Raw genomic sequence first — 24,324 nt, forward strand, 5'->3', positions numbered from 1 at the left:
GGGCGCCCTGTGATCGACAGGGCGCCCTCACCGCATGTCAGGTCCGGCGCGCCAACGCCAGCGTGCGCTGCGCGGCCGCCACCACCGCCGCGTCGATGAACCGCCCGTCCGGAAGAGCCTGGGCGCCCTCCTCCCGCATGGCCGCCTTGACGATCGTCTCGGCCTGTTCGAGTTCGTGGTCGGTCGGGAGGAACGCGCTCTCGATCACCGGGAGTTGACGGGGATGGATCGCCGCCCGGCCGAGGAAGCCGAGGGCGCGGCCGTGGGCACAGGAGGCCGCCAGGCCGTCCAGGTCGCGGATGTCCGGGTGGACGGACTGCGGCGGCGGAGCCATCCCTGCCGCCCGGGCGGCCACGATCACCCGGGATCGGGACCAGTCGAGCCCCGCGTCGTCGCGCACGCCCAGGTCGGCCCGTAGATCCGCCTCGCCGAGTGCGATGCCGTGCAGGGCGGGGTGCGCGGTGGCGATGGAGAAGGCCCGCTCGATGCCGAGGGCGGTCTCCAGGAGGGCGTACAGGGGGAGTTCATGCGTGGTGTCCGCCACGGCCACGACCTCCTCGGCGGACGTCACCTTCGGGAGCCGTAGGCCGGACACGCCCGGGAGGGGTGTGAGTGCGCGGAGATCGTCGGCGGCCCACGGGCTGTCCAGGGCGTTCACCCGGACGTGGACGTTGAGTTGAGGCTCCGCGAGGAGTTCCGCGGTCGCCGCGCGGGCGTAGTCCTTGCGGTCCGGGGCGACCGCGTCCTCCAGGTCGATCACGACCACGTCGGCGCCGGCGGCGAGGGCCTTGGCGACGATCGGGGGGCGGTCGCCCGGGACGTAGAGCCAGGTCAGCGGGTTCGGGGTCACAGGGCGCCCTCCTGTCGGAGAGCGGCCAACTCGGCTTCGGTCAGGCCGAGTTCGGTCAGGACCGGGTCCGTGTCGGCGCCGTGCGGACGGCCGGACCAGCGGATGGAGCCCGGGGTGGCGGAGAGGCGGAAGAGGACGTTCTGCATGCGGAGCGGGCCGAGTTCGGGGTCGTCGACGGTGGTGATCGTGTCGAGGGCCTGGTACTGAGGGTCCGTCATCACGTCCCGTACGTCCTGGATGGGGGCCACGGCCGCCTCCGCCTTCTCGAAGGCGGCCAGGACCTCCGTGCGCGAGCGCCGCGCGATCCAGTCGCCGACCGCCGCGTCGAGGATGTCGGCGTGCCGGGCCCGGTCCGCGCCCGTCGCGAACCACGGTTCGTCGATCAGTTCCGGGCGCCCGACCAGGCGCATCACGCGCTCGGCGATCGACTGGGCCGAGGTCGAGACGGCGACCCAACTCCCGTCCGCCGTACGGTAGGTGTTGCGCGGGGCGTTGTTCTGGGAGCGGTTGCCGGTGCGCGGCTGGACGTGGCCGAGCTGGTCGTACCAGAGGGGCTGGGGGCCCAGCGCGGTCAGGATCGGTTCGATGATCGCCATGTCGACGACCTGGCCCTCGCCGGTGCGGTCGCGGGCCGCGAGGGCCGTCATCACCGCGTACGCCGTCGCCAGCCCGGCGATCGAGTCGGCGAGGCCGAACGGCGGGAGGGTCGGGGGTGCGTCCGGTTCGCCGGTGATCGCGGCGAAACCGCTCATCGCCTCGGCGAGGGTGCCGAAGCCGGGGCGGTGGGCGTAGGGCCCGAACTGGCCGAACGCGGTGACCCGGGCGAGCACCAACTTCGGGTTGACGGCGGAGAGTTCGGCCCAGCCGAGGTCCCATTTCTCCAGGGTGCCGGGGCGGAAGTTCTCGATGATCACGTCGGCGGTGGCGGCGAGGCGGAGGAGGGTGTCGCGCCCGCCCGGCTTCGAGAGGTCGAGGGTGATGGTGCGCTTGTTGCGGCCGAGCAGCTTCCACCACAGGCCGACGCCGTCCTTCGACGGGCCGTGGCCCCGGGACGGGTCGGGCTTCGTCGGGTGCTCGACCTTGATGACCTCGGCGCCGAAGTCGCCGAGCATGGTGGCGGCGAGCGGACCGGCGAAGAGTGTCGCGAGGTCGAGAACGCGCAGGCCGGACAGGGGAGTTGTGGTCGTCGTCTCGGTCATGAGGCGTACTGCTTGTCGATCTCCGCGCGGTACGGCATCGACGCCGTCGCACCCGGCCGCTGGACGGAGAGTGCCGCCGCCGCTGCTGCCCAGCCCAGCGCGTCCCGGATCGGGCGGCCCTCGGCGAGTGCCACCGCCAGCGCGCCGACGAAGGTGTCACCCGCGCCGGTCGAGTCCACGGCGGTCACTTGGGGTGCGGGGACGGTGAACGGCTCGGCGTCCCGGGCCGCGTACAGGCTGCCCGCCGCGCCCAGGGTGACGATCACCTCGGGCACTTGGCCGAGGAGGGCTGCCGCTGCCTTGCGCGGTTCGGTGTGGCCGGTGAGGGCGGTGGCCTCGTGCTCGTTGGGGACCAACAGGTCGGTGGCGGCGAGGAGTTCGGGTGGCAGGGGTTGCGCCGGGGCCGGGGTGAGGATCGTACGGACGCTGTGGCGGCGGGCGGCTTCCGCGCCCGCGACCACTGCCGCGAGGGGGATTTCCAACTGGAGGAGCAGGGCGTCTGCGCCGGCGATGAGGGCCTCGTCGCCGGGGGCGAGGTGGTCGACGGTGCCGTTGGCGGCGGGGATGACGACGATCGCGTTGCCGCCCTCGTCGTCCACGACGATGTGCGCGGTGCCGGACGCGCCCGGGACGGTGCGCAGATGGTCGGTGTCGACGCCCGAGTGCTCGAACGTGGACCGGAGTTGGGCGCCGTAGGCGTCGTCGCCGACCGCGCCGATGATGGTGACGTCGGCGCCCGCGTGGGCGGCGGCGATCGCCTGGTTGGCGCCCTTGCCGCCGGGGATCGTACGGAACTCCCGTCCCGTCACGGTCTCTCCGCGCCGCGGGGCCTTCGTGACGTAGGCGACGAGGTCCATGTTCGTGCTGCCGAGCACGGCGATGAGGGTCATGGGCGGGCGGTCTCCTGGTGGGTGAGCCGGGCGAGGGTGTCGAAGCCGATGCCGTTGAAGTCGCCTACGGAGGTGGCGAGTCGGTTCTTGAGGGGGGTCGTCCAGCGGTCGGGGAGTGCGGTCGGGCTGCCCGCGAGCAGGGCCGAAACGGAGCCGACCGTGGCGCCGTTGGAGTCGGTGTCCCAACCGCCGGACACCGCACGGCAGATGGAGCCGGTGAAGTCGCCGTCCGCGTGGGTGAGAGCGGCGGCGATCAGGGCGGTGTTGGGGATCGCGTGGACCCAGTGGTGGGTGCGGGCGTGGGTGGTGTGGAGTTCGTCCACCACGGCGTCGAAGTCCCGGTGCTTCCGGGCCAGTTGAAGGGCATGGTGGAGCGCCTTGGCGAGGCGGGAGTCGGGCGGGACGACGGTCAGGCCGGTGCGCAGGCAGGTGTGGATGTCGTGGGTGCCGGTGGCCGCGGTGGCGATGACGGCCGCCGTGAACATCGCCGCGTAGACGCCGTTCGCGGTGTGGGTGAGGGTGGCGTCGCGGTGGGCCTGTTCGGCTGCCGCGCCCGGGTTGCCGGGGTTGGTCCAGCCGTGGACGTCGGCGCGGATCAGGGCACCGATCCATTCGCGGAACGGGTTGCGGTGGCGGGCCGTTCGCGGGGGTTCGAGGCCGGAGAGCAGATTGCGGTAGGCGATGCGTTCGGCGGTGAAGGTGCGGCCGGCGGGGAGTTCGTCGAGCCAGAGCTTCGCCACGTCGGCGGTGGTGAAGGTCTTGCCGTGGCGCTGTAGCAACAGGAGGTTCAACAGGGGGTAGTTGAGGTCGTCGTCCTCGGGCATGCCGTCGATGTTCTCGGCGAGGGAGGTGGGGGCGGAGCGGCGGTTCCAGGGGTGGGCGGCGAGGAGTTCGGCGGGGACGCCCCGGGCGGTGAAGTAGAAGTCGAGGGGCCAATTGCCGGTGGCTCGGGCGAGTTGGCGGATGCCGTCGAGGGGGAGTTTCTCGACGGGTTTGCCGAGGAGACAGCCGACGGCCCGGCCCAGCCAGGCGGCCTGGAGGGTGGCCGGGCGGGGCGGTGAAGTGGCTTGTGGGGTGGGCCAGTCGGGGCACAGGGCCTTGATCCTCGCCAGGTCCGTCGGCTCCTGGTCCGCCAACCGGCTGGGCAGGTCGGCCAGTTCGTCCAGCAGGTCCTCGGCGAGCAACCGGAGGTAGCGGGAGGCGGGTTGGTCCGAGGCGCCCGCCCGGGCCGGTGCCTCCGTGCCGCCCGCAGCCCGCCAGCGTGCCGCGATCGCCGACGGTTCGCGTCCGTCCTGGACGGCCTGGCGCAGTTCGTGGCCGAGCAGGTCCTCCGGCTGGACCCAGGTCAGTCGGAGCACCGGAGCCCTCCGATCTCGGTGAACGCGGCTTCGTGGGCCCGGCGTTGGCGGACGTCACGCTCGAAGACCTCACGGGTGACGGCGGTGAGGGTCGTCGCCGGTTCCCAGAGGTCCAGGCGGCTGGCCTCGGCGACCGTCTTCGACCAGTCCTGCGGAACCGGCGATCCGAGCGCACCGGCCACCGCGCCCGCCATCGTCGCGATCGAGTCGCAGTCCCGGCCGTAGTTCACCGAACCCAGCACCGCGTGCCGGTAGTCGCCGCCGGCCACCACCAACATGCCCAGCGCGACGGGGAGTTCCTCGATCGCACGGGTACGGGAGGGACGGCGGGCGTCCAGGGAGGGGGAACGGTAGTCGGGACCCACCGTGTCGTACGGCGCGACCGCCTCCCGCAGCGGGACGAGCGCCGACTCGAAGTCCGAGTGGCGGGCGGCCACTTCGCAGACCTTCTCGATGGCCGTGCGGGTGCCGTCCTTCGCCAGGGCGAGGCAGGCGGTGACCACGGAGTCGGGGGTCGCGCCCGGTGCGCAGGCCGCGGCGACGGCCGCCGCGAAGACACCGGCCGCCTCACGGCCGTACGACGACTGGTGGGCGCCCGCGATGTCGAGCGCCTCGGTGTAAGCCCCGGCCGGATTAGCCGCGTTGAGCAGGCCGACCGGTGCCATGTACATCGCGGCACCGCAGTTGACGATGTTGCCGACGCCGGCCTCGCGGGGGTCGACATGGCCGTAGTGGAGACGGGCCGCGAGCCACTTCTCGGCGAGGAATACGCGCTGGAGCGGGATGGCCTCCGCCTCCAACTCCGGGATCCAGCGCGGGTTCTGCATCAGATCGGGGACCAGGTGGTCGGCGATCGCGTACGCGTCGAGGTGGTCGCGGACGGTCGCGTAGACCCGTACCAGCGCGTGGGTCATCAAGGTGTCGTCGGTGACGTGGCCGTCGCCCTTGTGGTACGGCGCGATGGGGCGGGCGGTGCGCCACGCGTCGCCGTTCCAGGGGCCGACGATGCCGTGGACGCGACCGCCGTGGCGTTCGAGGATCTGGTCGGGGGAGTAGCCCTCGACGGGACCGCCGAGGGCGTCGCCGACCGCGGCACCGACGAGGGCTCCGGTGATCTTCTCCTCAAGGCTGCTATCCGGCTCTTTGAGTCCTTTGGATTCTTTGGGCGTCATGCCCCGAATCATCCTCCTGGTGGGGGCGGTTGTGTGGCTTCCAGGAGTTCGGCGAGTTCCACGAGGTCGGTGCCGGTGAGGCGGGGGAGGGCGCAGCCGGAGAGGGTGCGGCAGGCGTCCCGCCAGGTGGACGGGATCGCCCGTCCGCCGCTCAACGCGCCGGTGAGGGCGCCCGCGAGGGCCGGTGCCGAGTCGGCGACGCGGGAGAGACAGGCCGCGGCGGGGACCGCTTCCGCGATACGGCCGCGGGCGGCGGTGGCGAGGGCGAGGGCGACCGGGACGGTTTCGGCGGCGGCGATGCCGTAGCTGTAGACGTGGTCGACGATCTGGTGTTCCAGGAGGGGGATCAGGGCGAACGCGTTGTCGCTGTCCCGGGCCAACTTCAGGGCGTGGCGGGCGTTGCGGCCGATCTCGGTGGCTTCGGGGAGTTCGGCGAGGGCGGCCGCCACGCATTCGTCCACGTCCGTGCCGACGAGCGCGAGGGCGAGGGCCGCCGCCATGGCTCTGGCGCCGTGGACTCCGTCGCCGTCCTGGGTGTAGCGGGCGTCGAACTCGGCGAGGGCGGCGGCGCGTTGGGGATCGCCGGGGTGCGCCACGGCGAGGACGCAGGCCCTGACGCAGGCGGCGTCGTCGAAGTAGTGGGGGTTGTCGTGGCCGGTGGCGGGTGGGCGGAGGCCGGCGGCGAGGTTGCCGAGGCCGGCGCGGACGGAGATGCGGGCGCGGAGGGGGAGTACGGCGGACTCGACCTCGGGGGCGCGGTCCGCTGCGGCGGCTACTTCGCTGGCTACGGCGTTCCAGCCGAGGTCGATCGAGGCGCGGGTACGGCGTTCTCGGCTGAGGTCGCCCAGGACGGTGTCGTCGCCGGCTCGTAGTACGGCTTCTGCGGCGAACGCTGCCCATTCGGCGTCGTCGGAAGGGCCCAGGCGGAGCGGCTCGGGGGGTTGGTTGAGGGCGATGGGGACGGGGAGTGTCGTGGTCGCGTTCTGTTCGGCGAAGGTGTCCAGCTCACGGGTGAGGCGGCGGGTCCACTCGGGCATGCGAGCGGCGCGGTGCCTTGCGGCGGGCCAACCGGCGGCGTCCCCTGCGGCGAGCCCGAGCAGCAGCCCCTCAACGCGACACGCCTCGGCTCCGCCATCGGCCTGTGTTTTCCCACCCGCACCGCCCGTACAACTTTCGTCGTCGGGTGCGGGTGGCCCCTGTGGGGCGTAATCGCCGTCGGCGGCTGCGGGTTGGTGGGGTGTGGGGTGGGGTGGGCGGGCTGCGTTGTCGGGTGCGGGTGGCGTGCGTGGGGCGGGTTCGCCGTCGGCGGCTGCGGGTTGGTGGGGTGTGGGGTGGGGTGGGTGGGTTGCGTTGTCGGGTGCGGGCGGTGTGCGTGGGGTGGGTTCGCCGTCGGCGGCTGCCGCTTCCCCCGGGTGCTGCGGAGTGCTCGCGTCCTCCGCTGCCGAGCATTCGTCGTGGGTTGTTCTCATCGCTGTACCTCGTCCTCGTCCGCAGCCAGCACGTACTCGTGCTTCCCCTGATCACGTCGCACCGCGTCGCCCCACTTGCCGCCGTCCCCCGGCACCAGCAACTCCGCGATGTCCAGGACGTGATGGCCCGCCATCGCCGGCAGGCAGCTGCCTCGCGCCGGGCCGATCGCCGATGCCCAGTCCGAGGGGATCGCGGACGCGCCCCGCGTCGCTCCCGCCAGCGCGCCCGCCACCGCCGCCGTCGTGTCCGCGTCGCGGCCCATGTTGACCGCCGTGAGGACGGACTCCACGAAGTCGCCGTCCGCCGCCGCGTACGCGCCGAAGGCGAGGGCGACGGCCTCGGGGGCGAGGTCGGTCCAGGGGTAGCCGCCGATGACCACCGCGGAGCGGACCGCGCGTTCGCCGCGGTGAGCGACCGCCACCGCGCGGCGCAGGGAGCGGGCCGTCCAGGAGTCGTCGGGCACTACGGCCAGTGCTGATGCGACCACCGCGATCGTCGGGGCGCCCGCCATCGCCGCCGCCACACCCGCCGCGACCGCCTGGCCGCCGTAGATGCCCTCGCCGTCGTGGCTCACCGAACCGTCGATCGCGACCAGGCGGGCCGCCTCGGCGGGGCGGCCCGCCGCGAAGACGCCGAAGGGGGCCGCGCGCATGGCCAGGCCGTCGCTCCAGGCGTGCCGGTGCTGGGCGGAGATGGGGGCGGCGAGGCCCCGGCGGAGGTTCTCCAGGGTGCCGCGTTCGCTGAAGCCCGCGCCCCGGAAGGGGCCCTCGTCCCGGTCCGCGATCCACTCGTGCCAGGCCGCCTCCACATGGGAGGGGGTGAGTGCCGAACCGTGGCGGGCCAGGAGCAGGCCGGAGAAGATCGCGTACTCGGTGTCGTCCGTGCCCGCCGGGTTCTCCGCCACATAGCCCTCGATGCGGCCCCAGCGGGCGCGGATCTCCGAGGGCTTCATGTTTTCTGCGGGTGCCCCCAGGGCGTCTCCCACCGCCAGGCCGAGCAGCGCGCCGCGTGCCCGTTCGCGGAGTTCGGCGGCGTTCTTGGGCGCCGGGACCGGGGGAATGCAGGCGATCGATGCCATACGCGGCCTCTCCCTACGGGGTTCCCTCAGAGCGCCTCGGGGCGCGGAACCCTTTGCGGATGTCTCCCACGGGAGGCCTTCGGCAGAGCCTGACGGAGCGCAGCATCACCCGGTCGACATTTGATGGGCTAGTAGCTCGGATGAGCGTTCGAGGGTAAACGTGCTGGTTAGCCCAGCCTTTCCTTGCTGGTGAGTCGGAAATGATCGGCGTATGTTCAGTGTTGTCGAAGAGTAGAATCTGTCTAAACTTAGCCTTACCTTAGCCCCTGGGGGATTACCGCATGGCCATCATCGAGACCGAGGCGACGCTTCACGAGGCGCACCGCGACAACCACACCCACCGCGATGTGAACGGCGGCTGGCTGCGCCCCGCGGTGTTCGGTGCCATGGACGGTCTCGTCTCCAACCTCGCCTTGATGACCGGTGTCGTCGGCGGTGCCGTCAGTCATCAGACCGTCGTCATCACCGGGCTGGCCGGGCTCGCCGCCGGTGCCTTCTCCATGGCGGCCGGCGAGTACACCTCCGTGGCCTCCCAGCGGGAACTCGTCGAGGCCGAACTCGACGTCGAGCGCCGGGAGTTGCGCAAGCACCCGGAGGACGAGGAGAGCGAACTCGCCGCCCTCTACGAGAGTCGCGGGGTCGAGGCCGCGCTGGCCCGTGAAGTCGCCCGGCAGCTCTCGCGCGACCCCGAGCAGGCCCTGGAGATACACGCCCGCGAGGAGCTGGGCATCGACCCGGGCGATCTGCCCTCGCCGCTCGTCGCCGCCGTGTCGTCCTTCGGCTCGTTCGCGCTCGGCGCGCTGCTTCCCGTACTGCCGTTCCTGCTCGGCGCGACCGCGCTGTGGCCGGCGCTGCTGCTCGCGTTCCTCGGGCTGTTCGGCTGTGGTGCGGTGGTGGCCCGGGTGACCGCGCGGACCTGGTGGTTCAGCGGGCTGCGGCAGCTCGCGCTGGGCGGTGCGGCGGCCGGTGTGACGTACGCCCTGGGCACCTTGTTCGGAACGGTCGTAGGATAGCTCGACGCGCACTTATGCGGTGGTCCGCATAAGTAGCCGTTACCCGCTGGTTTCGAACGCTTAACCACTGGGCATGAGCCGTAAGCGCTGCGGGCAACGACGCTCGGGGCGTACCCGCGGGATGGGCGACGACGCTCCCTCTGCCCTGGTCCGGCGGACATCGATCTGTCCGCTTTGGTCCCCTTCATCTCCACCGCCGATGCGGTGCACCGCCGCCACCCCGCGGCGTCCGCATGTTGGAACGGAGTATCCGGTTCCCGAGAACCGTTCCATCATGTAACCTGCACGAAATTTTGCGCTTACCCGCAGAGGGCCAACGTCGTCCCTATGCCCATGCATATGCCACGACGACAACGGGAGAGCCGATGCGTACGCCGCGCCAGCCGTCCCAGCAGCCCACGAATGGCCAGAACTGGTCCTTCATGGATGCTCGCCCTGCCGCCCAGGGTATGTACGACCCCCGCAACGAGCACGACGCCTGTGGCGTCGGCTTCGTGGCCACCCTCACCGGCGAGGCGAGCCACGCGCTGGTCGAGCAGGCGCTCACGGTGCTGCGCAACCTGGAGCACCGCGGTGCGACGGGCGCCGAGCCCGACTCCGGCGACGGCGCGGGCATCCTGTCCCAGGTGCCCGACGCCTTCTTCCGCGAGGTGGCCGGATTCGAGCTGCCCGCCGCCGGTGGATACGCGGTCGGCATCGCCTTCCTGCCCCCGGACGGCGCGGACGCCGCCGTCTCACAGATCGAGACGGTCGCCGCCGAAGAGGGCCTCACCGTCCTCGGCTGGCGCGAGGTTCCGACCGCGCCCGAACTCCTCGGTGCCACCGCCCGCTCCACGATGCCGCTCTTCCGGCAGGTCTTCGTGAGCGACGGCGAGACCCGGGGCATCGACCTCGACCGCAAGGCCTTCGCGCTGCGCAAGCGCGCCGAGCGCGAGGCCGGTGTCTACTTCCCGTCGCTCTCCGCGCGGACCATCGTCTACAAGGGCATGCTCACCACCGGTCAGCTGGAGCCCTTCTTCCCGGACCTGTCCGACCGGCGCTTCGCCTCCGCGATCTCGCTCGTGCACTCCCGGTTCTCCACGAACACCTTCCCGTCCTGGCCGCTCGCCCACCCGTACCGCTTCGTCGCGCACAACGGCGAGATCAACACGGTCAAGGGCAACCGCAACTGGATGGCCGCCCGCGAGTCCCAGATCGCCTCCGACCTCTTCGGCGACCAGGACAAGATCGACCGGATCTTCCCGATCTGCACGCCCGAGGCCTCCGACTCCGCGTCCTTCGACGAGGTGCTGGAGCTGCTCCACCTCGGCGGACGGTCGCTGCCGCACTCCGTGCTGATGATGATCCCGGAGGCGTGGGAGAACCACGACTCCATGGACCCGGCCCGCCGCGCCTTCTACCAGTTCCACGCCACGATGATGGAGCCCTGGGACGGCCCGGCCTGCGTCACCTTCACCGACGGCACCCAGGTCGGCGCGGTCCTCGACCGCAACGGCCTGCGCCCCGGCCGCTACTGGGTCACCGACGACGGCCTCGTCGTCCTCGGCTCCGAGGTCGGCGTCCTCGACATCGACCCCGCGAAGGTCGTCCGCAAGGGCCGCCTGCAGCCCGGCCGCATGTTCCTCGTGGACACCGCCGAGCACCGCATCATCGAGGACGACGAGATCAAGGCCGGCCTCGCCGCCGAGAAGCCGTACGCCGACTGGCTCGAAGCCGGCGAGATCGAGCTGTCCGACCTGCCCGAGCGCGAGCACATCGTGCACACGCACGCCTCGGTCACCCGCCGCCAGCAGACCTTCGGCTACACCGAGGAGGAGCTGCGCGTCATCCTCGCGCCGATGGCCAAGGCCGGTGCCGAGCCGATCGGCTCGATGGGCACCGACTCGCCGATCGCCGCGCTGTCCTCGCGCCCGCGCCTGCTCTTCGACTACTTCACCCAGCTGTTCGCGCAGGTCACCAACCCGCCGCTGGACGCGATCAGGGAAGAGCTCGTGACCTCCCTGCGCTCGTCCCTCGGTCCGGCGAGCAACCTGCTGGAGCCGACGGCCGCGTCCTGTCGTAGCGTCACCCTGCCCTTCCCGGTGATCGACAACGACGAGCTGGCCAAGCTCATCCACATCAACGCCGACGGCGACATGCCCGGCATGAAGGCCGCGACCCTCTCCGGCCTGTACCGGGTCTCCGGCGGCGGCGACTCGCTCGCGGCCCGCCTCGCCGAGATCTGCACCGAGGCCGACGCGGCCATCGAGAACGGCGCCCGGCTGATCGTCCTCTCGGACCGGCACTCCGACGCCGAGCACGCGCCGATCCCCTCGCTGCTGCTCACCGCCGCCGTCCACCACCACCTCATCCGCACCAAGCAGCGCACCCAGGTGGGCCTGCTGGTGGAGGCCGGTGACGTGCGCGAGGTCCACCACGTCGCCCTGCTCATCGGCTTCGGCGCCGCGGCCGTCAACCCGTACCTGGCGATGGAGTCCGTCGAGGATCTCGTGCGCGCGGGCACGTTCCTCACCGACATCGAGGCCGAGCAGGCCATCCGGAACCTGATCTACGCGCTCGGCAAGGGCGTCCTCAAGGTCATGTCCAAGATGGGCATCTCGACGGTCGCCTCCTACCGCGGCGCCCAGGTCTTCGAAGCGGTCGGCCTGGACGAGCAGTTCGTCAACAGCTACTTCAGCGGTACGGCCACCAAGATCGGCGGCGTCGGCATCGACGTCATCGCCAAGGAGGTCGCCGCCCGGCACGCCAAGGCGTACCCCGCCTCCGGCATCGCGCCCGCGCACCGCGCCCTCGACATAGGCGGCGAGTACCAGTGGCGCCGCGAGGGCGAGCCGCACCTGTTCGACCCGGAGACGGTCTTCCGCCTCCAGCACTCGACGCGCACCAACCGCTACGACATCTTCAAGAAGTACACGGACCGCGTGAACGAGCAGTCCGAGCGGCTGATGACGCTGCGCGGCCTCTTCGCCCTAAAAACAGAAAAGAACGGCAAGTCGGACCGCCCCTCGATCTCCATCGACGAGGTCGAGCCCGTCTCCGAGATCGTCAAGCGCTTCTCCACCGGCGCCATGTCGTACGGCTCCATCTCCCTGGAGGCGCACGAGACCCTCGCCATCGCCATGAACCAGCTGGGCGGCAAGTCCAACACCGGTGAGGGCGGCGAGGACGCGGACCGGCTCTACGACCCGGCCCGGCGCAGCGCCATCAAGCAGGTCGCCTCCGGCCGCTTCGGCGTCACCTCCGAGTACCTGGTCAACGCGGACGACATCCAGATCAAGATGGCCCAGGGCGCCAAGCCCGGCGAGGGTGGCCAGCTGCCCGGCCACAAGGTCTACCCGTGGGTCGCGAAGACGCGTCACTCGACCCCCGGTGTGGGTCTGATCTCCCCGCCGCCGCACCACGACATCTACTCCATCGAGGACCTCGCCCAGCTGATCCACGACCTGAAGAACGCGAACCCGCAGGCGCGGATTCACGTCAAGCTGGTCTCGGAGGTCGGCGTCGGCACGGTCGCCGCGGGTGTGTCGAAGGCGCACGCGGACGTCGTCCTGATCTCCGGCCACGACGGCGGCACGGGCGCCTCGCCCCTCACCTCCCTCAAGCACGCAGGTGGGCCTTGGGAGTTGGGCCTCGCCGAGACCCAACAGACCTTGCTGCTCAACGGACTTCGCGACCGGATCGTCGTCCAGACCGACGGTCAGCTGAAGACCGGCCGTGACGTCGTCATCGCCGCGCTGCTCGGCGCCGAGGAGTTCGGTTTCGCGACCGCGCCGCTCGTCGTCTCCGGCTGCGTCATGATGCGCGTCTGCCACCTCGACACCTGCCCGGTCGGCATCGCCACGCAGAACCCGGTGCTGCGCGACCGGTTCGCCGGCAAGGCCGAATACGTTGTGAACTTCTTCCAGTTCATCGCCGAAGAGGTCCGCGAGATCCTCGCCGAGCTGGGTTTCCGCACCATCGAGGAGGCCGTCGGCCAGGCCGGGACGCTCGATGTCGAGCGCGCCGTCCACCACTGGAAGGCGCAGGGCCTGGACCTGGCCCCGCTCTTCTACGTCCCCGAACTCCCCGAGGGCGCCGCCCTCCACCAGGTCATCGAGCAGGACCACGGCCTGGAGAAGGCGCTCGACAACGAGCTGATCAAGCTCGCCGCCGACGCCCTCGCCGCGTCCAGCGCGACCGACGCCCAGCCGGTCCGCGCGCAGGTCGCGATCCGCAACATCAACCGCACGGTCGGCACGATGCTCGGCCACGAGGTGACGAAGAAGTTCGGCGGTGCGGGTCTGCCCGACGACACCATCGACATCACCTTCACGGGCAGCGCGGGCCAGTCCTTCGGCGCCTTCCTCCCGCGCGGTGTCACGCTGCGCCTGGAGGGCGACGCCAACGACTATGTCGGCAAGGGCCTTTCGGGCGGCCGGGTCATCGTCCGCCCCGACCGGGGCGCCGACCACCTCGCCGAGTTCTCCACCATCGCGGGCAACACCATCGCCTACGGCGCGACCGGCGGCGAGCTGTTCCTGCGCGGCCGTACCGGCGAGCGGTTCTGTGTCCGTAACTCCGGTGCCACCGTGGTCTCCGAGGGCGTGGGCGACCACGGCTGCGAGTACATGACCGGCGGCCGTGCCGTCGTGCTCGGCGAGACCGGCCGCAACTTCGCGGCGGGCATGTCCGGCGGCATCGCCTACGTCATCGACCTGAACCCCGACAACGTCAACGTCGGAAACGCGGGCGCCGTAAGCGAGTTGGACGACACCGACAAGCAGTGGCTGCACGACGTGGTGCGCCGTCACGCCGAGGAGACCGGTTCCACGGTCGCCGAGAAGCTGCTCGCCGAGTGGGCCGTGTCCGTGGACCGCTTCAGCAAGATCATCCCCAGTGCATACAAGGCAGTGCTCGCCGCCAAGGACGCCGCCGAGCGAGCGGGTCTCTCCGAGACCGAGATCACCGAGAAGATGATGGAGGCGGCGATCAATGGCTGACCCGAAGGGCTTCCTGAACCACGGGCGCGAGGTCGCCAAGTCCCGTCCGGTGGACGTCCGTCTGAAGGACTGGAACGAGGTCTACGTCCCCGGTTCGCTGCTGCCGATCATCGGCAAGCAGGCCGGCCGGTGCATGGACTGCGGCATCCCGTTCTGTCACAACGGCTGTCCGCTGGGGAACCTGATCCCCGAGTGGAACGACTACGCCTACCGCGGGGACTGGACGGCGGCCTCCGAGCGCCTGCACGCGACGAACAACTTCCCCGAGTTCACCGGGCGGTTGTGCCCGGCTCCCTGCGAGTCGGCGTGCGTGCTGGGCATCAACCAGCCGCCGGTCACCATCAAGAACGTCGAGGTCTCCATCATCGACAAGGCCTGGGAGACGGGCGACGTCGCCCCGCAGGCCCCGGAGCGCCTCTCCGGCAAGACCGTCGCGGTCGTCGGCTCGGGCCCGGCGGGCCTCGCCGCCGCCCAGCAGCTCACGCGGGCGGGCCACACCGTCGCCGTCTACGAGCGCGCGGACCGCATCGGGGGCCTTCTCCGGTACGGCATCCCCGAGTTCAAGATGGAGAAGCGGCACATCAACCGCCGTATCGAGCAGATGCGCGCGGAGGGCACCCGCTTCCGTACGGGCGTCGAGATCGGCGTCGACCTCAAGGCCACCGACCTGCGCAAGCGCTACGACGCCGTCGTCATCGCCGCCGGTGCCACCACCGCGCGTGATCTCCCCGTCCCCGGGCGGGAGCTGACCGGTGTCTACCAGGCGATGGAGTACCTGCCCCTGTCCAACAAGGTGCAGGAGGGCGACTACGTCACCGCCCCGGTCTCGGCCGCGGGCAAGCACGTCGTCGTGATCGGCGGCGGCGACACCGGGGCGGACTGCGTGGGCACGGCGCACCGCCAAGGGGCCGCCTCCGTCACGCAGTTGGAGATCATGCCCCGCCCGGGCGACGAGCGGAACCCGGTCTCCCAGCCCTGGCCGACCTTCCCGATGCTCTACAAGGTGACGTCCGCGCACGAGGAGGGCGGTGAGCGGGTCTACTCCGTCAACACCACCCACTTCGAGGGCGACGAGGACGGCAACGTCCAGTGGCTGCACCTCGTCGAGGTCGAGTTCGTCGAGGGCAAGCTGACCCAGAAGCCGGGCACGGAGCGTAAGATCCCCGCCCAACTGGTCACCCTGGCCATGGGGTTCACCGGCACCGACCGCGAGAACGGTCTCGTCGACCAGTTCGCCCTGGACCTCGACGAGCGCGGCAACATCGCCCGCGACGCCGACTTCCAGACCAACGTCCCCGGCGTCTTCGTCGCCGGTGACGCGGGCCGCGGCCAGTCCCTCATCGTCTGGGCCATCGCGGAGGGCCGCTCGGCCGCCCGCGGCGTCGACCGCTTCCTCACCGGCGCCAGCGAACTCCCGGCCCCGATCCGCCCGACGGACCGCTCACTGATGGTCTGACGGCACCAGAAAAACGAGGGGGAATCCCCTCAACAGACGTCCCGCACAATGGCGTGCGGAACAGAGCGCGGCGCTTGCTCAGTCCCCGACCGGACCGGCAGGCGCCGTGGCGCGTCCGGCCCCACCGCTACGGCACCCGGTACGTCTCCCCGTACACCTTCCACACCAACGGCGGACGCAGCGTCAGGTTCCCCTCCTCCAGGAACTTCCGCTGCGCCGTGTCGACGCGGGAGGTGTCGATGCCGGGGTGCATGGCCCGCATCGCGGCGCGGCGGACATCGAGGAAGGCGCTCAAGTAGGCCTTCTCGTCGCCGCCTTGGGCCGGGGGCGCGGCCCGCTGCATCGCGCGCGTGCGGATGCCGTAGAAACCGTCGGTGCCCGGGCCGTGGAAGACCATCGCGTCGTAGTAGATGAACTGCCCCAGCGGGCCCAGGCCGTCGCGTTGGGCGGTGGCGACCGCCGGGTCGAAGTAGACGCGGTCGCGTTCCGCGTTCTGCGCCGCCTGGAACGCGGGGACCTTCGCCTCGGCGCGCCAGGCGGCCGGGAAGCCGGGGTCCAGGCCCTCGTGGGAGTCCGTGCCGTCGACCTTGCGCAGGGCGGGGAGGTAGCGGGCGAGGCCGTTGTCGGGGTGGGCGGCGGTGTACTTCTCGACCAGGACGAGCAGGTCGTGGGTGCCGGTGCAGAAGCCGATGATGCCCGCCGTGTAGCCCTGACCGTCGCCGATGTCCTGCACATATCCGTACGCGCTGCGCCAGTTGAGCGTCGAGTTCTCGGCGCTGGCCACCAGCTCCTGCGCGAGGTTCTTCATGGCCGGCGCGGCCAGCCCCTCGGGCGCTCTCCGTTGCGCCGCGGCGGCCGGGTGCGCGGGCCGCGGGTCGTCGTGGGCGGTGGTTGAGGAGCCGTAGGCCGTCGCCGCGAGGAGGACGACGGGTACGGCGGCGAGGATCAGGACGCCGACGCGTTTCATGGGGCCAGAGTAGGGGCGGTTACGTCCCTTATTCCGGGGGTTGGGGGGACATGGGGATTGTCGGACCTGCGTGGCGTAATCTCGATCCTTTCGTCGTGATCCGAAGGGAGCGCCTGTGGCCGCGATCTCGCTCAGCAAGGTCGAGGAGACCGCGCCCGCGCTGGTCAGCCTGTACAAGAGCGCCGGGGTCTCGCTCCGCAAGCACGGGCTGGACGGGCAGCGGGCGGCCGTCTATCTGGTGGTCGACTACTCGGGTTCCATGAAGCCGTACTACAAGGACGGCAGCGTGCAGGCGCTGGCGGACCGGGTGTTGGGTCTGTCGGCGCACCTGGACGACGACGGGACGGTGCCGGTGGTCTTCTTCTCGACGGACGTCGACGCCGTCACGGACATCGCTCTCGACAGCCATCAGGGGCGGATCGACCGCATCGTGGCCGGGCTCGGGCACATGGGCAAGACGAGTTACCACCTCGCCATGGACGCCGTCATCGACCACTACCTCGACAGCGGCGCCAAGGTCCCCGCGCTCGTCGTCTTCCAGACCGACGGCGGCCCGATCAACAAGCTCGCCGCGGAACGCTATGTGTGCAAGGCCGCGAAGCTGCCGATGTTCTGGCAGTTCGTCGGGTTCGGCGACGCGAAGAGCAAGCAGTTCGAATTCCTGCGCAGACTCGACGAGTTGGCGGTGCCGCAGCAGCGGGTCGTCGACAACGCGGGCTTCTTCCACGCCGGTTCGGACCCGCTGAAGATGTCCGACGCGGAACTCTACGACCGACTCGTGGGCGAGTTCCCGCAGTGGCTGTCGGCGGCTCGGAAGCGGGAGATCGTCCAGTGAGTTCAGTGCCCCGCCTGCTGCCGGCCTCGGCGCGAACCGCCGTGCCCTGGAAGAACGGTGGCGGTGTCACCCGGGAGATCGCCGCCTGGCCCGAGGGCTCCGGCATGGACGACTTCGTGTGGCGGGTGAGCCTCGCCGAGGTCGGCGCGGACGGACCGTTCTCCGCCTTCCCCGACGTCGACCGCACTCTCACCGTCGTCGAGGGCGCCGGCATGGACCTCACCGTCGACGGCGAGCGGCAGCTCGTCAACACCCGTTACGCACCACGGGACTTCAGAGGCGACGTACCGACCGACTGCCGGTTGCTGGACGGCCCGGTCGTCAACCTCAACGTCATGTGGCGCAGGAACGTGGGCGCTACGGTCCCCACGGTCGCCTTCGTCCGGGGACGGCTGCGGGTGTGCGCGGGCGCGCTGGTCGTGGCGCTCGACGGGACCGCCGAGGTGGCCGGACTGGCCCTCGGGCCTTACGACGCCGTCCAGTTGGGCGACGAGGACGCGGTGCTGCACGCCCGCGGTCGTACCGCCGTGATCGGGCTGTCATTGCCTGCTGACGCACCGTTGGCTTAGCCCGGCCCCCGTGACACCCTGTGGGGTGATCCGGACGGGGAGGCGGCGAACGTATGGACGGCGCACGATCGGTGAACGGCACAGCGGGCGGCGGACGGCCGGGCGAGGCGGGCAAGGGGGAGAAGCTCGCCGACTGGGCGGACGGACGGCTCGGGCTGTACGCGCTGGCCAAGGCCAATATGCGCAAGGTCTTCCCGGACCACTGGTCCTTCATGCTGGGCGAGATCTGCCTCTACAGCTTCATCATCCTGATCCTCACCGGCGTCTATCTCACCCTGTTCTTCGAACCGAGCGGCGTCGAGGTCATCTACCACGGCTCGTACACGCCGTTGAACGGCATCCCGATGACCCGGGCGTTCGAGTCCACGCTCGACATCAGCTTCGACGTGCGCGGCGGGCTGCTGATCCGGCAGATCCACCACTGGGCGGCCGTCGTCTTCATCGCGGGCATGCTCATCCACATGATGCGGGTGTTCTTCACCGGCGCCTACCGCAAGCCGCGCGAGCTCAACTGGGTGTTCGGCTGGACCCTGTTGTTCCTCGGCATCATCACCGGCCTGACCGGCTACTCGCTCCCCGACGACCTGCTGTCCGGCACCGGCATCCGCTTCGCGGACGGCGCGATCCTGTCCGTGCCGATCGTCGGGACGTACCTCTCGATGTTCCTGTTCGGCGGAGAGTTCCCGGGGCACGACATCATCTCGCGGCTCTTCCCGATCCATGTCCTGGTGCTGCCGGGGATCATGCTGGGCCTGGTGGTCGCGCATCTGATCCTGGTCTTCTACCACAAGCACACGCAGTACCCCGGGCCCGGACGGGACCAGAAGAGCGTGGTCGGCATGCCCTTCCTGCCCGTCTACATGGCCAAGGCGGGCGGCTTCTTCTTCCTCGTCTTCGGGGTGCTCGCCCTCATGGGCGGCATCGCCAGCATCAACCCCGTGTGGGCCTTCGGACCGTACCGGCCCGACCTGGTGACGACCGGCGCCCAGCCCGACTGGTATCTCGGCTTCTCCGAGGGACTCATCCGTGTGATGCCGGGATGGGAGATCGACGCCTGGGGCCACACGCTGGAGCTGGGCGTCTTCATCCCCTTCACGCTCTTCCCGCTGATCCTCGCCGCCATCGGCGCCTACCCGTTCATCGAGGCCTGGATCACCGGCGACAAACGCGAACACCACATCCTGGACCGGCCCCGCAACATGCCCGTGCGCACCGGACTCGGCGTGGCCTGGCTGAGTCTGTACGGCGTGCTGCTGATCGGCGGCGGCAACGACGTGGTCGCCACCCATCTCAACCTCTCGATCAACGCGATCACTTGGTTCGTACGGGTCTCGTTCTTCGTGATGCCGGTGGTCGCGTTCCTCGTCACCAAACGCGTCTGCATGGGACTCCAACGCCGGGACCGGGACAAGGTGTTGCACGGCCGCGAGTCCGGCCTCATCAAGATGCTGCCGCACGGCGAGTACATCGAGGTCCACGAACCCCTCGCGCAGGACGAGCTGTTCAGGCTCACCCAGCACGAACAGGAACCGCCCTACGAGATCGGCCCGCTCGTCGACGCCAACGGTGTGCAGCGGCAGGTCAAGGGCGGGCAGCGGGTGCGGGCCCGGCTCGCCAAGGCGATGTTCGGACCGGAGACGCGGATCGCGAAGCCGACGGTGGAGGAGTACAAGGAACTCACGAGCGGGGACCATCACCACTGAGGCGGTCGAGTCCCTTGAGCACTGCGGCCCGGCACTCGCCCGGTTCGCCCCAACTCGCGCGCAGGGCACGGGCCTTGGTCAGCCACAGGGACAGGTCGTACTCCGCCGTGTAGCCGATCGCGCCGTGCAGCTGAAGCGCCGTACGGGCCGTCGCGTACGCCGCCTCGCACGCGGCGACCTTCGCGGCGGCCACGTCCGACTCCGTCATGGTGAGCGCGGCGCCGAAGACCAGCGGGCGCGCGAACTCCAACGCGATCTTCGCATCGGCCAGTTGATGCTTCACGGCCTGGAACGAGCCCACGGGGAGCCCGAATTGGGTCCGCTGCTTGACATACGTGACGGTCCTGTCGAGCAGGGCGAGGCCGACCCCGAGCGCCTGCGCGGCGGTGGCCAGCCGGGCCCAGATGAGGGCCTGCGCCAACGGCGGCTCCGGGGTGAGGAGTTCACCGCCCGGGAGCAGACGGGTGAGACGGCGTGCGGGGTCGAGGGAGGCGCGCACCGGTCCGTCGTGCCCGGGCGCCAGCCGCAGACCGTCGGCGTCCCAGCTCAGCCGGATCGTGGCCACGTCACCGTCCAGCGCGTACGACCCCGCCTGCGCCGCCGTGGCCATCGCCCCGCCCGCCGCCAGCTCGGGCAACAGCCGCTTGGCCGGGGCGGGTTCGGTCAGCAGCGCCGCCGCCATGACCGTCTCCACCAGTGGCCCCGGCACCGCGTGCCGCCCCAACTCCACGAACCCCACCGCGAGTTCGACCGGCCGGGGACCGAGCCCCTCGTAGGCCTCGGGCACCGCCAGCGCGAACACCCCGGCGCCCGCGATCCGGCGCCACAACGCGCGCCCGCTCGCATGCTCGCCGCGACTCCAGGACCGTACGACCGACGGGGTGTCCGCGGCCGCCAGCATCGCGTTCAACGAGTCGGCGAACGCCCGCTGTTCGGGGTCGAGGAGGAAGCGCATCAGCGGCGGCCCTTCGGCAGGCCGAGCAGGCGCTCGGCGATGATGTCGCGCTGGATCTCGTTCGTACCGGCGTAGATGGGGCCCGCGAGGGAGAAGACATACCCCTCGGCCCAGTCGGCGTCCGCCAACTCGCCCTCGGGGCCCAGCAGTTCGAGGGCCGTCTCGTGCAGGGCGATGTCGTACTCGGACCAGAAGACCTTGTTCAGGCTGGACTCCGGGCCGATGGACTCGCCGTCCAGGAAGCGGGAGGCGTTGGCGTAGGTGAAGAGCTGGTAGGCGCGGGCGCCGATCACCGCGTCCGCCACCCGGTCCCTTGCGGTGGCCGAACTGCCCTGCTCCCGCCAGAGGTTGAGGAGGCGGTCGGCGGAGGCGAGGAAACGGCCGGGGGAGCGGAGGGTGAGCCCGCGTTCGTTGCCCGCGGTCGACATGGCGACCCGCCAGCCCTGGCCCGGCTCGCCGATCACGTCCTCGTCGGGGACGAACACCTCGTCCAGGAAGAGTTCCGCGAAGGCCGGTTTGCCGTCCAGGCGGCCGATCGGGCGGACCGTGACGCCGGGCGCGCGCAGGTCGAACATCAGGTAGGTCAGGCCCTGTTGGGGCTTCGGGGTGTCCGGCTCGCTGCGGAACAGGCCGAACGCGCGGTCCGCGAAGGCCGCGCGCGACGACCACGTCTTCTGCCCGCTCAGCAGCCAGCCGCCGCCCGTGCGCACCGCCCGCGAGGTCAGTGACGCCAGGTCCGAACCCGCCTCCGGCTCCGACCAGGCCTGCGCCCACACCACCTCGCCGGTCGCCATCGAGGGCAGCACGCGCGCGCGTTGCTCCCGTGTGCCGTGGTCGAAGAGGGTCGGGGCGAGCAGGTTGATGCCGTTCTGGCAAACCCGGCCCGGCGCGCCCGCCGCGTAGTACTCCTCCTCGAACAGCAGCCACCGCACGATGTCCACGCCACGGCCGCCGTACTCCTCCGGCCAGGACACCACCGACCACCGGTCCGCGGCGAGTTGGGCCTCCCACGCCCGGTGCGCGGCGAAGCCCTCCTCCGTCTCCAGGGAGGGGAGCGGCGTGGCCGGCGCATGCGCGCGCAGCCAGGCTCGGGCCTCGGCGCGGAACGCCTCCTCGGCGGGAGTGAAGTCGAGGTCCATCGCCAACCATCCTTCCCTAACAAGTGTTTGGTAGGTTAGCGTGGCCGTATGACAGGCGTCGAGAGTCCGGCATACGTCCCCGGGCACGGGCTGCTGAAGGGGCGCGCCGCCGTCGTCACCGCCGCCGCAGGCGCGGGCATCGGCGGAGCCACCGCACGCCGCTTCCTCCAGGAGGGCGCCCGCGTGTTCATCAGCGACGCGCACACCCGGCGGCTCAAGGAGTACGAGGCCGAGCTGGCCGGGGAGTTCGGCGCCGAGTCGGTCGCCGCGCTGCCGTGCGACGTCACCGACGAGTCACAGGTGCGGGCGCTGTTCGACGCGGCCGTCGCGGCGCACGGGCGGCTGGACGTCGTCGTCAACAACGCGGGCCTGGGCGGCACTTCGGACCTCGTCGACATGACGGACGAGCAGTGGTCGAAGGTCCTGGACGTGACGTTGAACGGCACCTTCCGCTGCACCCGGGCCGCGCTGCGCGCGATGCGCGGGACCGGCGGCGGGGTGATCGTCAACAACGCCTCCGTCGTCGGCTGGCGCGCCCAGGCCGGACAGGCGCACTACGCGGCGGCCAAGGCGGGCGTGATGGCGCTGACCCGGTGCGCGGCGATCGAGGCCGCCGAGTACGGCGTGCGGGTCAACGCGGTCTCGCCGAGCCTCGCCATGCACCCGCACCTCGTGAAGGTGACGACCCCGGAGCTGTTGGCCGAACTCACCGCGCGCGAGGCCTTCGGGCGGTACGCCGAGCCCTGGGAGGTGGCCAACGTGATCGTCTTCCTGGCCTCGGACTACTCCTCGTACATGACCGGCGAGGTCGTCTCGGTGAGCAGTCAGCATGCGTAGCGGGACGAGGGGCCGGTGCTGTGGCACGACAATGGGTCCGTGCCGACCAAGAAGAAACCCCCGGTGACCGCCGCTCCGGCCCGCCGCCGCGAACTCCTCGACACGGCGGCCGAGGTCTTCGCCGAGCAGGGCTACAACGCCACCACCGTACGGAAGATCGCGGACCACGCGGGCATGCTCGCGGGCAGCCTCTACTACCACTTCGACTCCAAGGAATCGATGCTGGAGGAGATCCTGCGGACGTTCCTCGACGAGCTGTGGAGCGGCTACGACACCGTCCTGGACGCCGAGTCGGGGCCGCGCGAGACGCTGGAGGCCCTGGTCACCGAGTCGTTCCGGGAGATCGACCGGCACCGCGCGGCCGTCGCGATCTACCAGAAGGAGAGCAAGCAGCTGGTCGCGCAGGAGCGGTTCGCGTTCCTCGCCGAGTCGCAGCGCAAGTTCGAGAAGGCGTGGCTGTCCACGCTGGAGCGCGGGGTCGCCGTCAAGGTCTTCCGGGCCGACCTCGACGTCCGGCTCACCTACCGGTTCGTGCGGGACACGGTGTGGGTCGCCGCGTCCTGGTACCGGCCCGGCGGACAGCACAGCGCCGAGGAGATCGCCCGGCAGTACCTGTCGATGGTGCTGGACGGGATCGCCGTACGCACGTAACTCACGGGCAAGTATGGGGAGTTGACATGGCCGAGGCCTACATCGTCGAAGCGGTCCGGACGCCCGTCGGGCGGCGCGGGGGAGGGCTGAGCGGGGTGCATCCCGCCGACCTCGGGGCCCATGTGCTGGGGGAGCTGCTCGCGCGTTCGGGGGTCGATCCCGCCGCCGTCGAGGACGTCGTCTTCGGGTGTCTGGACGCGGTGGGGCCGCAGGCCGGGGACATCGCGCGGACCGCCTGGCTGGCGGCCGGGCTGCCCGAGGAGGTGCCGGGCGTGACGGTGGACCGGCAGTGCGGGTCCTCGCAGCAGGCCGTGCACTTCGCGGCCCAGGGCGTGCTGTCGGGCACCCAGGACCTGGTCGTCGCGGGCGGCGTCCAGAACATGTCCCTCATCCCCATCGCCTTCGCCTCCCGCCAGGCCGCCCTGCCGCTCGGCCTCACGGACGGCCCCTTCGCGGGCAGCGAGGGCTGGCGCGCGCGGTACGGGACACAGCCGGTGAACCAGTTCGCCGGCGCCGAGATGATCGCCGCGAAGTGGGGGATCAGCAGGCAGGACCAGGAGGAGTTCGCCCTCCGCTCGCACCGGCGGGCCCTGCGCGCCATCGACGAGGGCCGCTTCGAGCGGGAGACGGTGGCCTACGGCGCGGTGGCGGTCGACGAGGGGCCGCGCCGGGACACCTCGCTGGAGAAGATGGCCGGCCTGAAACCGGTCGTCGACGGCGGCACCATCACCGCCGCCTGCTCCTCCCAGGTCTCCGACGGCGCGGCGGCGATGCTGCTCGCCTCCGAACGGGCGGTACGGGAACACGGGTTGACGCCCCGCGCCCGTGTCCACCACCTCTCCGTCCGCGGCGAGGACCCGATCCGGATGCTCTCGGCGCCCATCCCGGCCACCGCCCACGCCCTGAAGAAGACCGGCCTGACCATCGACGCCATCGACCTCGTCGAGATCAACGAGGCCTTCGCGCCCGTCGTCCTCGCCTGGCTGAAGGAGACGGGCGCCGACCCCGACCGGGTCAACGTCAACGGCGGCGCGATAGCGCTGGGCCACCCCCTCGGCGCGACCGGCGTCAAACTCATGACCACCCTCCTGCACGAACTGGAGCGCACCGGCGGCCGGTTCGGCCTCCAGACCATGTGCGAGGGCGGCGGCCAGGCCAATGTGACGATCATCGAACGGCTCTGACCGGGCCGGGGGCTTCAAG

The 24,324-nt window shown here is 71.0% G+C and carries 19 protein-coding genes; 9 read left to right on the plus strand and 10 right to left on the minus strand.

Going from position 1 to position 24,324, the window contains the following annotated elements; genetic code table 11:
- Positions 1-37: 37 nt before the first annotated feature.
- From ACIBJH_RS32895 to ACIBJH_RS32925, 7 genes are read right to left on the minus strand one after another with little or no spacing between them, the layout of a single operon-like run.
- Entirely contained in the window at positions 38-850 is an 813-nt protein-coding gene (locus ACIBJH_RS32895; RefSeq protein ID WP_399120552.1) for an HpcH/HpaI aldolase/citrate lyase family protein, read from the minus strand.
- Entirely contained in the window at positions 847-2,049 is a 1,203-nt protein-coding gene (locus tag ACIBJH_RS32900) for a CaiB/BaiF CoA transferase family protein (RefSeq protein ID WP_399120553.1), read from the minus strand. The genes ACIBJH_RS32895 and ACIBJH_RS32900 overlap by 4 nt, the downstream gene beginning before the upstream one ends.
- Positions 2,046-2,939, minus strand: coding sequence for a ribokinase (rbsK, locus tag ACIBJH_RS32905; RefSeq protein WP_399120554.1), 894 nt, complete (start codon positions 2,937-2,939; stop codon positions 2,046-2,048). The genes ACIBJH_RS32900 and rbsK overlap by 4 nt, the downstream gene beginning before the upstream one ends.
- Complete coding sequence (locus ACIBJH_RS32910) at positions 2,936-4,297, minus strand: ADP-ribosylglycohydrolase family protein (RefSeq protein WP_399120555.1); 1,362 nt, start codon at positions 4,295-4,297, stop codon at positions 2,936-2,938. Before ACIBJH_RS32910 ends, rbsK begins: the two co-directional genes overlap by 4 nt.
- Positions 4,285-5,469 carry an ADP-ribosylglycohydrolase family protein gene (locus tag ACIBJH_RS32915; RefSeq protein WP_399120556.1) on the minus strand — a complete coding sequence of 395 codons (1,185 nt, stop codon included), beginning with the start codon at positions 5,467-5,469 and terminating at the stop codon, positions 4,285-4,287. Before ACIBJH_RS32915 ends, ACIBJH_RS32910 begins: the two co-directional genes overlap by 13 nt.
- Positions 5,470-5,477: 8 nt before the next feature.
- Entirely contained in the window at positions 5,478-6,938 is a 1,461-nt protein-coding gene (locus tag ACIBJH_RS32920; RefSeq protein ID WP_399120557.1) for an ADP-ribosylglycohydrolase family protein, read from the minus strand.
- Positions 6,935-8,017, minus strand: coding sequence for an ADP-ribosylglycohydrolase family protein (locus ACIBJH_RS32925; RefSeq protein ID WP_399120558.1), 1,083 nt, complete (start codon positions 8,015-8,017; stop codon positions 6,935-6,937). Before ACIBJH_RS32925 ends, ACIBJH_RS32920 begins: the two co-directional genes overlap by 4 nt.
- A gap of 281 nt (positions 8,018-8,298) precedes the next feature.
- Between ACIBJH_RS32925 and ACIBJH_RS32930 the strand changes: the two genes are divergently transcribed.
- The 3 genes from ACIBJH_RS32930 (at position 8,299) to ACIBJH_RS32940 (ending at position 15,465) form a co-directional block, all read left to right on the plus strand.
- Positions 8,299-9,030 carry a VIT1/CCC1 transporter family protein gene (locus ACIBJH_RS32930; protein ID WP_399120559.1) on the plus strand — a complete coding sequence of 244 codons (732 nt, stop codon included), beginning with the start codon at positions 8,299-8,301 and terminating at the stop codon, positions 9,028-9,030.
- Positions 9,031-9,395: 365 nt separating this feature from the next.
- Positions 9,396-14,009, plus strand: a complete 4,614-nt coding sequence (gene gltB / locus ACIBJH_RS32935; RefSeq protein WP_399120560.1) for a glutamate synthase large subunit — start codon at positions 9,396-9,398, stop codon at positions 14,007-14,009.
- The gene (locus tag ACIBJH_RS32940) at positions 14,002-15,465 is read left to right on the plus strand and encodes a glutamate synthase subunit beta (protein WP_399120561.1); all 1,464 of its coding nucleotides are present in this window, start codon (positions 14,002-14,004) and stop codon (positions 15,463-15,465) included. Before gltB ends, ACIBJH_RS32940 begins: the two co-directional genes overlap by 8 nt.
- Before the next feature lie 127 nt (positions 15,466-15,592).
- Here the strand turns inward: ACIBJH_RS32940 and ACIBJH_RS32945 are convergent, their stop codons facing one another.
- Positions 15,593-16,432, minus strand: coding sequence for a chitosanase (locus tag ACIBJH_RS32945; RefSeq protein ID WP_399120562.1), 840 nt, complete (start codon positions 16,430-16,432; stop codon positions 15,593-15,595).
- A gap of 115 nt (positions 16,433-16,547) precedes the next feature.
- On the opposite strand from ACIBJH_RS32945, the gene ACIBJH_RS32950 reads away from it, so the two are divergent.
- The 3 genes from ACIBJH_RS32950 to ACIBJH_RS32960 are packed head-to-tail and all read left to right on the plus strand — an operon-like array spanning position 16,548 to position 19,539.
- Positions 16,548-17,267 carry a vWA domain-containing protein gene (locus ACIBJH_RS32950; protein ID WP_399120563.1) on the plus strand — a complete coding sequence of 240 codons (720 nt, stop codon included), beginning with the start codon at positions 16,548-16,550 and terminating at the stop codon, positions 17,265-17,267.
- 5 nt (positions 17,268-17,272) lie between these two features.
- Positions 17,273-17,836: a HutD family protein gene (locus ACIBJH_RS32955; protein ID WP_399120717.1), complete on the plus strand. Its 564-nt coding sequence runs from the start codon at positions 17,273-17,275 to the stop codon at positions 17,834-17,836.
- 53 nt (positions 17,837-17,889) lie between these two features.
- The gene (locus tag ACIBJH_RS32960; RefSeq protein WP_399120564.1) at positions 17,890-19,539 is read left to right on the plus strand and encodes a cytochrome bc complex cytochrome b subunit; all 1,650 of its coding nucleotides are present in this window, start codon (positions 17,890-17,892) and stop codon (positions 19,537-19,539) included.
- Here ACIBJH_RS32960 and ACIBJH_RS32965 read toward each other — a convergent pair.
- Both ACIBJH_RS32965 and ACIBJH_RS32970 read right to left on the minus strand, forming a co-directional pair.
- Entirely contained in the window at positions 19,514-20,494 is a 981-nt protein-coding gene (locus ACIBJH_RS32965) for an acyl-CoA dehydrogenase family protein (RefSeq protein ID WP_399120565.1), read from the minus strand. The genes ACIBJH_RS32960 and ACIBJH_RS32965 overlap by 26 nt on opposite strands.
- Entirely contained in the window at positions 20,494-21,633 is a 1,140-nt protein-coding gene (locus ACIBJH_RS32970; protein ID WP_399120566.1) for an acyl-CoA dehydrogenase family protein, read from the minus strand. Before ACIBJH_RS32970 ends, ACIBJH_RS32965 begins: the two co-directional genes overlap by 1 nt.
- Before the next feature lie 48 nt (positions 21,634-21,681).
- Between ACIBJH_RS32970 and ACIBJH_RS32975 the strand changes: the two genes are divergently transcribed.
- Genes ACIBJH_RS32975 through ACIBJH_RS32985 form a run of 3 tightly spaced genes read left to right on the plus strand, consistent with a single transcriptional unit; the run spans position 21,682 to position 24,305 of the window.
- A complete protein-coding gene (locus ACIBJH_RS32975) occupies positions 21,682-22,470 on the plus strand; it encodes an SDR family oxidoreductase (RefSeq protein WP_399120567.1) in 789 nt (262 codons plus the stop codon).
- A gap of 39 nt (positions 22,471-22,509) precedes the next feature.
- The gene (locus ACIBJH_RS32980; RefSeq protein WP_399120568.1) at positions 22,510-23,121 is read left to right on the plus strand and encodes a TetR/AcrR family transcriptional regulator; all 612 of its coding nucleotides are present in this window, start codon (positions 22,510-22,512) and stop codon (positions 23,119-23,121) included.
- A gap of 26 nt (positions 23,122-23,147) precedes the next feature.
- Entirely contained in the window at positions 23,148-24,305 is a 1,158-nt protein-coding gene (locus ACIBJH_RS32985) for an acetyl-CoA C-acetyltransferase (RefSeq protein ID WP_399120569.1), read from the plus strand.
- Positions 24,306-24,324 lie beyond the last annotated feature (19 nt).

The organism is Streptomyces sp. NPDC050548, from assembly GCF_044457385.1.
Taxonomy (GTDB): Bacteria; Actinomycetota; Actinomycetes; order Streptomycetales; family Streptomycetaceae; genus Streptomyces.

Coding starts and splice junctions, on each gene's coding strand:
- ACIBJH_RS32900 (WP_399120553.1), bottom strand. CDS start 2,049: ATGACCGAGACGACGACCACAACTCCCCTGTCCGGCCTGCGCGTTCTC.
- rbsK (WP_399120554.1), bottom strand. CDS start 2,939: ATGACCCTCATCGCCGTGCTCGGCAGCACGAACATGGACCTCGTCGCC.
- ACIBJH_RS32915 (WP_399120556.1), bottom strand. CDS start 5,469: ATGACGCCCAAAGAATCCAAAGGACTCAAAGAGCCGGATAGCAGCCTT.
- ACIBJH_RS32920 (WP_399120557.1), bottom strand. CDS start 6,938: ATGAGAACAACCCACGACGAATGCTCGGCAGCGGAGGACGCGAGCACT.
- ACIBJH_RS32925 (WP_399120558.1), bottom strand. CDS start 8,017: ATGGCATCGATCGCCTGCATTCCCCCGGTCCCGGCGCCCAAGAACGCC.
- ACIBJH_RS32930 (WP_399120559.1), top strand. CDS start 8,299: ATGGCCATCATCGAGACCGAGGCGACGCTTCACGAGGCGCACCGCGAC.
- gltB (WP_399120560.1), top strand. CDS start 9,396: ATGCGTACGCCGCGCCAGCCGTCCCAGCAGCCCACGAATGGCCAGAAC.
- ACIBJH_RS32940 (WP_399120561.1), top strand. CDS start 14,002: ATGGCTGACCCGAAGGGCTTCCTGAACCACGGGCGCGAGGTCGCCAAG.
- ACIBJH_RS32945 (WP_399120562.1), bottom strand. CDS start 16,432: ATGAAACGCGTCGGCGTCCTGATCCTCGCCGCCGTACCCGTCGTCCTC.
- ACIBJH_RS32960 (WP_399120564.1), top strand. CDS start 17,890: ATGGACGGCGCACGATCGGTGAACGGCACAGCGGGCGGCGGACGGCCG.
- ACIBJH_RS32965 (WP_399120565.1), bottom strand. CDS start 20,494: ATGCGCTTCCTCCTCGACCCCGAACAGCGGGCGTTCGCCGACTCGTTG.
- ACIBJH_RS32970 (WP_399120566.1), bottom strand. CDS start 21,633: ATGGACCTCGACTTCACTCCCGCCGAGGAGGCGTTCCGCGCCGAGGCC.
- ACIBJH_RS32975 (WP_399120567.1), top strand. CDS start 21,682: ATGACAGGCGTCGAGAGTCCGGCATACGTCCCCGGGCACGGGCTGCTG.
- ACIBJH_RS32985 (WP_399120569.1), top strand. CDS start 23,148: ATGGCCGAGGCCTACATCGTCGAAGCGGTCCGGACGCCCGTCGGGCGG.